This window comes from Myxococcales bacterium (genome assembly GCA_012517325.1).
Taxonomy (GTDB): Bacteria; Lernaellota; Lernaellaia; order Lernaellales; family Lernaellaceae; genus JAAYVF01.
Genome location: JAAYVF010000004.1, coordinates 1 through 11168 on the forward strand (window position 1 = coordinate 1; position 11168 = coordinate 11168).

General features: G+C 57.2%; 11 protein-coding genes. 1 reads left to right on the forward strand and 10 read right to left on the reverse strand.

What is annotated here, in order from left to right; genetic code table 11:
• The 8 genes from GX444_00370 to GX444_00405 all read right to left on the reverse strand — a co-directional run.
• Positions 1 to 858: hypothetical protein (locus tag GX444_00370; protein NLH47035.1), on the reverse strand; the 858-nt coding region annotated here is incomplete at its 3' end.
• A 24-nt stretch (positions 859 to 882) separates the two neighbouring features.
• Positions 883 to 1887 carry a hypothetical protein gene (locus tag GX444_00375; protein ID NLH47036.1) on the reverse strand — a complete coding sequence of 335 codons (1005 nt, stop codon included), beginning with the start codon at positions 1885 to 1887 and terminating at the stop codon, positions 883 to 885.
• Between the two features lie 742 nt (positions 1888 to 2629).
• Positions 2630 to 3475, reverse strand: a complete 846-nt coding sequence (locus tag GX444_00380) for a hypothetical protein (GenBank protein NLH47037.1) — start codon at positions 3473 to 3475, stop codon at positions 2630 to 2632.
• Positions 3472 to 4908 (reverse strand): SUMF1/EgtB/PvdO family nonheme iron enzyme, encoded by a 1437-nt coding sequence (locus tag GX444_00385; GenBank protein NLH47038.1) that lies wholly within the window; start codon positions 4906 to 4908, stop codon positions 3472 to 3474. The genes GX444_00380 and GX444_00385 overlap by 4 nt, the downstream gene beginning before the upstream one ends.
• A 74-nt stretch (positions 4909 to 4982) precedes the next feature.
• Positions 4983 to 5372 (reverse strand): exosortase system-associated protein, TIGR04073 family, encoded by a 390-nt coding sequence (locus GX444_00390; GenBank protein NLH47039.1) that lies wholly within the window; start codon positions 5370 to 5372, stop codon positions 4983 to 4985.
• 10 nt (positions 5373 to 5382) lie between these two features.
• Complete coding sequence (locus tag GX444_00395) at positions 5383 to 6093, reverse strand: hypothetical protein (GenBank protein NLH47040.1); 711 nt, start codon at positions 6091 to 6093, stop codon at positions 5383 to 5385.
• A 143-nt stretch (positions 6094 to 6236) separates the two neighbouring features.
• Positions 6237 to 6860, reverse strand: a complete 624-nt coding sequence (pgsA, locus tag GX444_00400) for a CDP-diacylglycerol--glycerol-3-phosphate 3-phosphatidyltransferase (protein NLH47041.1) — start codon at positions 6858 to 6860, stop codon at positions 6237 to 6239.
• A gap of 21 nt (positions 6861 to 6881) precedes the next feature.
• Entirely contained in the window at positions 6882 to 7484 is a 603-nt protein-coding gene (locus tag GX444_00405; protein NLH47042.1) for a lytic transglycosylase domain-containing protein, read from the reverse strand.
• Between the two features lie 187 nt (positions 7485 to 7671).
• Between GX444_00405 and nadB the strand changes: the two genes are divergently transcribed.
• Complete coding sequence (gene nadB / locus GX444_00410) at positions 7672 to 9273, forward strand: L-aspartate oxidase (protein ID NLH47043.1); 1602 nt, start codon at positions 7672 to 7674, stop codon at positions 9271 to 9273.
• A gap of 265 nt (positions 9274 to 9538) precedes the next feature.
• Here nadB and GX444_00415 read toward each other — a convergent pair whose 3' ends face one another.
• On the reverse strand, positions 9539 to 10465 hold the full coding sequence (locus GX444_00415) for a formylglycine-generating enzyme family protein (GenBank protein NLH47044.1): 927 nt from the start codon (positions 10463 to 10465) through the stop codon (positions 9539 to 9541).
• A partial coding sequence (locus tag GX444_00420) for a hypothetical protein (GenBank protein ID NLH47045.1) occupies positions 10434 to 11168 on the reverse strand: 735 nt, incomplete at its 5' end. The genes GX444_00415 and GX444_00420, both read right to left, overlap by 32 nt.

Consider the following 11168-nt stretch of genomic DNA (forward strand, 5'->3'; position numbering starts at 1 on the left):
CCCGTAATAAGTCTCTTGCAAGGTCGGGTCTTCCTTGATGATCTTCACGATCGCCACGCCCGGGTGCAGCGCCTCGTCGCCCGTGCCCGAAACCGCCACCGTCGAGCGCAGCTTCACCAAAATCGCCGCGTAGTTGCGCCGCAGCGCCTTCGCGGTGGTCCGGATCTCCAGCGTGCAGTAATCGCTCGGATGCTCATCCCACGGGTTCACCGTCACCACGGAATCGAGGTAGGCCGTCAAGCCGGCAACCTTGCTTTCGAGAAAAAAATTGTTGCCCTCGACCTCCATTGTCGCCTTCTCCACCGCCGCCGCCCCGTGATCGCAGGTGTCCGCGCAGCAGTTCTGCAATACCGCCGATGCGTGTTTGTTAGCCAGGAAGCCCACCTCGGCGTTGTCGGCCCGGCAATAGATGAACCGCGCCCGGCTGTAGCCCGTCACCTGGAACGCCGCCCGCGAGGTCTCCGGCTCCACCGCCAAACCGCGAAATTCCACCACCGATCCCTCGCACACCAGAATCCCCGCCGTCAACGTGCAGCGCTTCGCCGCCGTCGGCGCAAGAGCGCCGGTACCAGTGATCGGATCGAGGTCGGCCGCATAATAGGTCTGGTTCCAGTTCTCCGATTGAATCACCAGCAACGGGATGACGCCCTGGCGGGTCACGTTGGAGAACACCAAATAGCCGGAGGTCTCTTCGTAACTCGCCGTCGTATCTTTCTTCAGATGAATGATCGTTTCCGCGGTCAAGGGAAAGCTCAATAATTCAAGAACCGCCGAGATGTGTTTTTTGGCATTGCCCATGGTCAAACCGTCGCCCGTATCGTCCGCCTTGTCCGCATCCACGTAATAATTGGTCGCCATCGAATCCTCCAAAGTGAAACAGGTTTAATCAACCAACAAAGTGTCCTCGTCCGGCATCTGCATAAACTGTTGCGCCGGGGCGATGGTGTCCTCGCCGTCATTCACGCTGCTTTCGCGGAAGACGATGTTCTTCTTGCCCGTCACCATCCCCTTCGAGCCCAGCATCACGCCCCGGTGATTCTCCGTGCCGGCCTGCTCCGTCTGATCGATGACCTTCACCAGCGCCGCCCCGTGGATCGCCGACAGATCCTCGCCCGTGCAAATCGACACCGTGCCCCGCTGCATCACCAGGATCGCGGTCGTCTCCGTCACCGGTTTGGTCGTGCGGATTTCGAGCAGCCCAAAGTCGCCGTGATCCTCCCACGGCGCCACCAGCACCAGCCCGTCGAGCACCGCCGCGATGCCCACCATCGCGCAGTCCGTCAGGCGATTCGCCCCCGACAACCGCGCCTGCGCCTTCGTCGCCGCCAGCAGCCCGCTGCCGCTGTCGCGGATGCAGCCGTTCTCGGAATCGAAATTCACCCCTTGATCGGCGTTGACGCCAATGTTGACGCAGTCGATCAGCCGGCAATACGCCGCCTTCACGCTTCCCGGGCCGCGGACCAGCAGGCCGCAGCCGTTGTCGGCGGCGGCGATCTCCAGGCCGCGCAACTCGACGTTGAAGGCATTGATGCACCAGAACGACAGGTTCAGCGACAGCGGATAGACCTGCGTCTCGGCATTCATCGGGGCGGGATCGGTATCGTCGAACGGATCGAGGCCCTGTTGGTAGTTGCCGTCGAGATAGGTCTCGGGCTGGATGATCAGTTTGCCGCTGGGTCCGGCGCAGAGGATGTTGCTCAGGTTGATGCTGTTGTCGTCTTCCTCGTAGGGGTTGGTCGCGCCGACCTTTAAATAGATGACGTTTTCGCCGGCCAGCGGATAGGTCAGGGCCTGGATCATCGCGTTGAGATGTTTTTTTGCGGTGGCCCAGCTTTCGCCGGTGCCGGAATCGTCGGACTGGTCGGGATCGACGTACCAATTGGGCATGATCGCTCTCCAAGCGCCTTCACTGCCACCCTCACCTCATCCAACCACGCTGCTCCACCCGGAAGGCGAATAGAAAGATACATCTTTGAAAAAAAAACAAGGGAAAAATATGAATCATTTTTAATACTTACGAATGGCCTCCCATTGGCGATCATAGTTAAATCGGAAGTCACGGAAAAATAAACGAAAATTATCAGTTCCGGCAAATCCGGCGGAGGGTTTGGCAGAGAGGTGAAATCGCGGCTGCTAAGCCGCTCTTACACCAGTCAAGTCGCCGACGCGCAATTGTAATATTTACGCAAATCCACCGGCCCCAAGCTAAGCCGCTCCTACACCAGTCAGGTCGCTTGCGCTCCCGGTGTGGGTTCCGGCTTTCGCACGGAAAGACGGCGTAAGATTTTTATCGCGGCTACTAAGCCGCTCCTACACCTGTCTGGTCGCTAGCGCTCCCGGCGTGGGTTCCGGCTGGCGCACGGAAAGACGGCGTAGGTTTTTTTCAGGGTCGGGCTTTGAGATGCCGAAACAAGTTCGGCATGACGGGGTGGTGGGCGTCGGCATGACGGTGTGGTGGGCGTTTACCGATCCGTCACCCTGAACGACACGAATTGTCACCCTGAACTTGTTTCAGGGTCTATATAGCAACCACAGTCGTTGAGTGTTTACAAAATAAAAGCAACGACCTGCATTTCGAAGCAACGAAGTGATTAATCGGAGCGACATTCCGCTACCGGAAGAATCCACCCTACTTGGCGGTAATGCGCGCTTCCGTGCCGGCCAGTTCCAACAGCCGGTTGATTTTCGGCTTCAGGCGGCGCAATTCACCGGCCGCGTCCTTGCTGGAGATGCCGGGATAGCGGCTTTGCAAAAAGGAGTTGAAGCCGGCTTCGGTCATGCCGCCGGCGATCGCCACGACCAGCGCATCCTCGATCACTGTTTGTTCGATATACGGGGTGGGCTTGTCGCCGTCCATGTTCCAGACGACCACTTCGAGGTAGGGCTCGATCTTGCCGCGATCCTTCGGCGAATATTCGATCGAACTGCCGACGAAGCGCACGAGCGGGATCATCTGCCGTAAGGCCTCGTCGATCGTATCGAGCGAGGCGATGACCTTCTTGGCGTCCGGATTCGGGATCTCCTTGGTCAGCACGTAGACCGGCATGCCTTCGTAATCGACGATCAAGTGGCGGGCCGCCGGCTTGGCGGGATCGAGCGGAATGGCCTTGACCTGCACGGTGCGCGGTTCGCCCGGATTGATGGTGAAGGTTTGATCCTCGACGACCAGCATCGACTGCGTCTGGCCGGTCTGGTCCCACATGACCGTCCAGCGGTTGATTTTCCATTCGGCCGGTTTATCGCCCGTCCACTCCAGTTTCACCGCGAAGATATTGCTGTTGCCGGCGCCGGATACTTTCAGGACGCGCATTTCCGCCGATTTGGGTTGCGGACTGGCCGCGGGCGTATTCTCAGGCTCGGCCGCCGGTTCCATTCCGGTTTGCGGCGCGCGGCGAATGAAGCAGGCGGTGGGGAAGAGCATCGCGATCGCCAGCAGCAGGAAGATGAGAATGTGAAGGTGAAGGCGTTGGCTCATCGATCGTCTCCATTTCTTGACCCGACTTGTTGTCTCCTGACAAAACCTTCCTCCCCGTTATCCAATCGAACCAGGTAAAAATCGCCACTCTCGCCCACGGATGTCAAGAGCGTGCCTTTTTCGATCCGGGCGATCACCGCAGCGTCACGCGACGGCGCGGCATAAACCACCAGGTCGGTCAACGCGACCAGCACCGACCGTTCCGCGGTGTCGCGGCGCGGCTCCGGCTGATCGGCGGCCTCCGGCGGCACGGCGGCGGGTGCCGGGGGCGGCGCCACTGCGGCGCGATGCGCGGCGCCGCCGTAAACACAACGAAATCCGACGCCGATCGGCCGGGAATCGGGAGGCAGGGAATAGCGATAAGGGCCCACCCGCACCACCTTTTCGCCGCCGAAATCCGGCCCGGCCGGATCCGTCAGCGGGGACGTGCGGTAGGTCACCTCGTTGAACCAATCCCCTGTCCATTCCGCCAGTTGCACGGCGCGAAAACGGACGCCGTACGGCCCGTCCGGCCATTCGGCCGGGTTGGCCGGCAGATCGGCCCGCTCCAGATCGACACCGGGTTTGGGCTGGCCGTTCAGCATTCCGGTATAATTCAGGTTACCCCATTGCGGGCCGCGCGCCGCCAGTTCCCACTCGGCTTCGGTCGGCAACCGGCCGCCCTTTTCGCGGCAAAAACGGTCGGCTTCGTTCCAGGAAACGCCCTCGATCGGCGCCGATCCCTGAAGACCGAAGGCGGCCCGGGAAACGGGTTCGCGATCCATCCAGAACGAGCTGATGATCGCCTCGTGCGGCGGAATCATCGAGTGATCCGCGCCGCCGGGACCGATCCGGAAGTCGCCGGGCCAGATATCGCCCATTAAAAAGCGGACGCCGGGGATGTACGCCCGGCCGTTTTCCACCCGGACGACCGGCGGTTCCGCCTGGGAGTATTGCGCCATCAGGTCGTAGAATTTTTGATTCGGGAAAAAGCTTTCCAGTTTCAGTTTTTCGCCGAAGCGGTTCGCGAACCAGGCGCGATCCCGGAGAAAATCGTCGGTCAGGTAGACGGCCTGGCTCAGCGGCGAGACGAAGACCATGCCGACGTAGAGCAGGCGGCTTGGTTTGACTTCGAAGCTGTAGGGCTGGTCAAGGGTGATGGTGTTCAGGCGGCTGTTCAATTGATAAGCGAATCGGACGATGCTCAACGTGCCGCGCGGCGCCTTGACGACGAAATACCCATCGGCGTCCAGACCGGCCTTCAGCGCCCGGCCGCCTTTGGTCTTGAATTCGATCCAGCCTTCCTGGGCGTCGCGGACCGGCGCCACCTTGCCGAATATCACCCCTTGCAGATCGTCGGCCTTGAGGAAGATCGATTGCGGCACCTGGTGGGAACAACCGGTCGACCAGCAAATCGCCAGCAGCATCGCAACGACGGCAATTCGTCTCAACACGAATCGGCCTCCAAAACAAACGAACCCACCCCCGGAAGGGGCAGGTCCGTAATCAAGTCAGACAGCGCAACGTCTCAGAAAATGTATTCCGGGTCGATGGCCGGCTCCAGGCTGGGCAAGTAGAAGGTCACTACTTCGTACACGCCATCGAGTTCCCGGTAGAACGTCCAGGCCACGCCGGCGAAGGTGCCGTAAGTCAGGCCGGTGAGAAACTCGCCGACGCTCTCGCCCTTCTCCGCCTCGACGATCGGTTGCTTGACCAACTCGATCGGGCCGGTGCCGATATTGATGAGCCCGCGGCCGAGTTTTTTCGTCGCATCGAAGAAAGGACTCGGGTACGGGCCGACGGTTTTTTGGTAGCTGGTGATGATGTGGCCGCCGATAAAATCATCGGCCTGAGCCATGCCCTGCAGGGCGAAGCCCAGCACCACGGTCAAAGCCAAAAGCAAGCCGATCCGTTTCATGCCGCTCTCCCTACCATTGGAAAGTAACGTTGAGGCCAAGGCTGTACATCATGGAGCTTTCATAGTCGTCTTTGAAGAGATTCTCGTCGTCGGTGGCGTAACCGTTGAGGGTGTCGCCGATGATGAAAGCCTTCCACAGCCGGAGGTCAAGACCCAGGCTGATCCATTTGGCCAGCATGACATCCAGACCGCCGCCGATATTCACGTAAAGATTGTTGAAGCCGTCGTAGTCCTCGTTGTTGTACAAGGCCACCTGGCCCGCCGGAACCTTGGTCGAATCTTTGTAGGTCCACATGAAGGGCATCCAACCCAGGCCCATGCGCAGAACCGGCTGCAACCGCACGAAGTCGGCGTCGCGGAAACGATCGCGCGGATAGAGCTTGCCGCTCACGCCGATGCCGCCGATGCCCGAGTACTCCTGGCCGAGGCCGCCCCAATAAGCGGCGTCCAGGCCCTCTTTCACATCGTCGCCGCTCGGGCTGGTGGTGATGGCGGGGATGTAATCCAGTTCAATCGAAAAATTCCTGGTGATCCCGTAACCGAAGAACAGGGCTCCGCCGAAGCCGCCGTCGAAGTTGTCCCCCATCCAGCCGGTATAGCCGTAATAACCGCCATCGAGACCTGCGATGAAAACGTTGTCGAGTTTCTCCGCGGCGAAGGTCAACGAGGCAGTCAACACTACGGCGAGAATCACGAGGCCTGCAAAGCTCTTACGGCTCATACTCTCCTCCAGGGCAATAGCCGAAAAATTGCCGGTCTTTTCTATCTGATATCTCTTTGGATAGCTGGTTGCGCGACAAAAGTCAAGAAACTTCTGCACATTTTTCACAAATCCACCGTGGATAAAAATAAATCCGAAAACACCTAAATTCCACTTTTCGGACTTTCATCGCCGTTCGATTCGCGGTTGGATTCGCTGTCGACGAACTTCTGGATGTAGTCGTAACCCGAATATAGGGTATAAAAAACCGCGATATAAATGACGACGGTCCCGCAATTCTGGAAAGTCAGCCAGGCAGGCACATGGCCCGTCCCGAAATCGAGCGTCGAGTGCAACAGCAGGCTGGAGATCGCGATATCCTGAAACACCGTCTTGCTTTTTCCCAGGTTGCTCGCCGCGATCACCGTCCCGCGCGTGCTGGCGACGCCGCGTAGCCCCGTGATGACCATCTCCCTTAAAATGATGATCAGCGCGATCCAGGCGGCCAGCCGGCCCAGGTTCACCAGCATGATCAACGCCGTGGTCACCATGACCTTGTCGGCCAGCGGATCGAGAAACTTGCCGATGTCGGTCACCGCGCCCGTTTTCCGGGCAATATAGCCGTCCAACAGGTCGGAACCGGCGGCGATCAGAAACACCACGCCGGCCGCCACGTTGAAGAAAACCGTGCCGCCGTCCTGGTTGAGATACTTCTCCAGGTACATGAATAAAAAGAGAAAAGGCGCCATCGCCAGTCGCCCCAGGGAAATCAGGTTGGGGGCGTTCAACAGATCGTTGCTTTTCATTGGTTACCGGTTCCTGAAATGGTCGCGCATCGTCAAGACGTTACGCACGAAGCTGATCGTTTCCAGATTGCGCGGCAAGGGCCGACCCTTGCGAACCGCGCCCGTTCCCGCGTTGTACGCGGCCAGGGCCAATTCCAGATCATTATCATACATTTCCATGAGAAAACGCATGTAACGCGCGCCGCCCTCGGCGGATTCCTGCGGGTTCATCGAATCCCGCACCCCGAACTTGCGGGCCGTTTGCGGCATGAGCTGCATCAGCCCCTGCGCACCCATCGGCGAGGTCACGTAAGGACGAAAACGCGACTCCGTCCAAGCCACCGCGCACAACAGTTCGGGTTCCAGACCGTGCCGAAGAGCCACGTCGCTGATCAAACCGATCATTTCCTGGTGACCGAAAGCCAACCGCTGCTCGGCCCGCGCATCGGCCGCGTTCCGCTGCTCTTCGATCAGATACCGTTCTCGCCCGTCCGGCACCAGATTCGTGAAGTGCCATACGGTGTTGCGATCGTTGATGATCCGTGGGCCATCGCCGGCCTCGGCGGCCACCAAGGTCTGAAGAAAAAACAACACCGCGAGGGCGCCTAGGAAGCGCCTGACCGTCATGTTAACCCCTTATGTACCTTCCCCCAAGTAACGCCAAAAACCTTAGTTAATCCCAAACCGTCCTGTCAAGCACCTTTTTATCTGAGTTATTTTAGCATTATTTCACCCCCTGTCGTCGGTTTTTCTAACCCTTGACAAATCAATGGGTTTCGCCGAAATATGCACTCACTCGTCAACGGAGTATCACATGCATTTTCAGACGGATGTCCTGGTCATCGGCAGCGGCATCGGCGGGCTGGCCACCGCGTTGCGGGTCGCCGAATTCCTCGACGTCATGCTGGTCACCAAGTCCGATCTGGACGAAACCAACACCAAGTACGCCCAAGGCGGTATCGCCGCCGTCACGTCATTCGAGGACAGCATCGAGCTGCACGTGCAGGACACCCTGACCGCCGGCGCCGGACTGTGCAAAGAGCCGGTGGTCCGGATGGTGGTCGAGAACGGCCCCGCCCGGATCCGCGAGTTGATCGCCCTGGGGGTGAACTTCGACCGGCGCAGCTCGGATTTGAACGATTTCGATCTGCACATCGAGGGCGGGCACTCCAAGCGGCGGGTTCTCCACTCCGGCGACATCACCGGGGCCGAGGTCGAACGCGCCCTGCTCGCCCGGGTCCAGGCCCATCCGCGCATCAAGACCTTCCCGTACCACCTGGCGGTCGACCTGATCACCACCGGCAAGCTCTTTCAGGCCCGGTCGACCGAACGCTGCCTGGGCGCTTACGTGCTGGAAACGGCCACCCGCGAGGTGCACACCTTCCTGGCGACCTATACCGTCCTCGCCTCCGGCGGCGCGGGCAAGGTCTACCTCATCACCTCCAACCCCGACGTCGCCACCGGCGACGGGGTCGCCATGGCCTGGCGGGCGGGCGCCACGGTCGGCAACATGGAATTCATCCAGTTCCACCCGACCTGCCTCTTCCACCCCTATGCCCGGAACTTCCTGATCAGCGAGGCGGTGCGCGGCGAAGGGGGTGTCCTGGTCAACGCCAAGGGCGAACGGTTCATGGATGCGATCCATCCTTTAAGTAGCCTGGCGCCGCGCGACATCGTCGCCCGGGCGATCGACAACGAGATGAAGCGGACCGGCGCCGACTGCGTCTACCTCGACATCAGCCACCTGGGCGCCAAGGCGGCCGAAAAATTCCCGCACATCCACGCCAAGTGCCTCTCGCTGGGCATCGACATGACCCGCGGGCGGATTCCGGTCGCCCCGGCCGCCCATTACCTGTGCGGCGGCGTCCAGACCGACGCGATCGGCGAATCGACGATCCCCAACCTGTTCGTGGTGGGGGAAGTCGCCTATACCGGGCTGCACGGCGCCAACCGCCTGGCCTCCAACAGCCTGCTCGAGGCGGTGGTCTTCGCCCACAACGCCGCCGAGGAGATCATTAAAAGAGGCAAGGACGGCGAACCGTCGGTGGCCATCCCCGACTGGGACGCGGTCGGCGCCACCAATCCCGACGAAGCCATCATGGTGACGCACAACTGGGAAGAGGTGCGGCGGACGATGTCGAACTACGTTTCGATCGTGCGCAGCAACAACCGGCTCAAGCGCGCCCAGCGGCGCATCAACATGATCATGGAAGAAATCAACGAGTACTACTGGAATTTCACGGTCACGCCCGACCTGCTGGAACTGCGCAACCTGGCGCAACTGGCCCAGATGATCATCCGCGCCGCCCGCCACCGCCAGGAAAGCCGCGGCCTGCACTACAACCTCGACTACCCAAACCTGCTGCCCGAAGCCGTCGAATCCACGGATCGCAGAAGGATTTCTTGGTTTGATTGAGGGGGGAAGAATGGGCAAAGCGGTGAACGGGAGAACGTAGCCTGACCGGGCATCGCCTCTCTATTCGGGGTAAGGAGATGGGCGAATACCCTCAACCGAAAGAGGCCCCGAATTAAAAATGTGAAAGATTCTTGAAACTACCTTTTCCATTGGATCATCAGGGTAATCAATGCCCTTTTACCAACAGAAAAATGCCTAATATGCAGACGGGATGTTGCTTTATTGATGAACGGTTGAGTTTTTCAGGGCCGACTATCTACCATTTTCATTCAGTGTCTTTCGCACAGCGAAAACCAGTATTACATGCCGGAGAATCAACCCACCATGGAGCCCGACTTGAAGCGCGAACATCTTTTGGGGCAAAGTCAACCGATCCCCCTCTGACAACTTTTGACGAATCCATTCCATTATCCGGTCCTTGAGGGTTTTCGATCGGGCTTTCTGAGTAGTATTTTTCATCATACCAATCTGATACATATTCAGCAGCATTACCTAGCATATCATAAAGATGAAATGCATTTGGTTTTTTCATGCCAACATCCGAAAAGGAATATTCATCACCTTCAAAATTCCAGTCAAACCAAGCGATATTAAAAAGACATTGTACATCTTCGCCGCAATACCAGGGAGTTGTTGTTCCGGCGCGCGCCGCATATTCCCATTCAGCTTCCGTCGGCAAACGGCCACCGACTGTCTCACAATAATCTTTCGCATCCTCCCAAAGCATTTCAACTGCTGGGTATTTCTCTTCGTAATAGTAGCAGGTTGGGGTAACGCCAGTAATATCTTCATATTGCTTTTGTGTTATTTCTGTATTGGACATTTGAAATGAATCAACTCGAACATGATGGCTTGGATATTCATCAAAGGAACACATATTGTCGTTTTCCGAGCACCCCATTATATATTCTCCACCCGGTATATTCACCCATATTATACCGAATTCATCAGGAGAAGCATCATCATCAATTATGGAATCATTGTCATTATTATCATTATTGTCGTTGTTGTTGTCATTGTCGTCATCCTGTTCATCATCGTCAGGCGAAGAGGAAATGCCATCTCCACAAAATGTCGCTCCAAAACATATTGCTATTAGTAACATGAAGATTTTGAAATTATTAATATGGTTGATTTCTTTAGTCACAACCATACACTCCTTATCTTTTTCTGTAATATCCATCATATGCATATAATATTTCAGCTGGAAATTTTTCCCAGCATGCTTTTAACCAATTAGGGAATATCGAGTGAGCGATTTCATGATTTCCCATCAATGGAACAAATACCATCTGAAATGCTTTTGATTGATCACGAACACCATTTTTTCTTTGTCGATATTCGGCCCGACGCATTTCGAAATGGTAATTGAATGCTCGTTCCCAACGATTGGTTCCTTGCCACAACCGGCTATCGTCGAGTGGATCTTGGATATCTTCTCGATCGTGACCCTCGTTTTCCCGATCATCGATGCCGACCAGATGAAAAACATTCAGGTCCATCAGAAGATTCAGTTTTTTATTCCAGTCCATCTTGCGCAAGTCGTTGGCCCACCATTCTGGCGCTCCTTGGGCGACACCATGAGGTTCGGGCGGTTTATCGAAAAAGGAATTTAGATTGGAGCAATCCAATCCGAAAGGATAAGGATAGGTCAATAAAGGGAATAAATATGATTTCGCACCGCCAAGGGCAACTAGGTTCAGATTCTCGGGATAGCACATCATGTACCGGCTGACGAATTGCCCACCGGCCGAATACCCCGCGAGGTTGAATTTATCTCCTGAAACCTCCGTGAAAAAACCCTTGAATATCTCGTAAATTTCGTTCAAGCGCCGGTCAGAGCGAAAATAATTGAATTCGTTCAAAAGATACTGAAAATTAAAGAGATACTGATC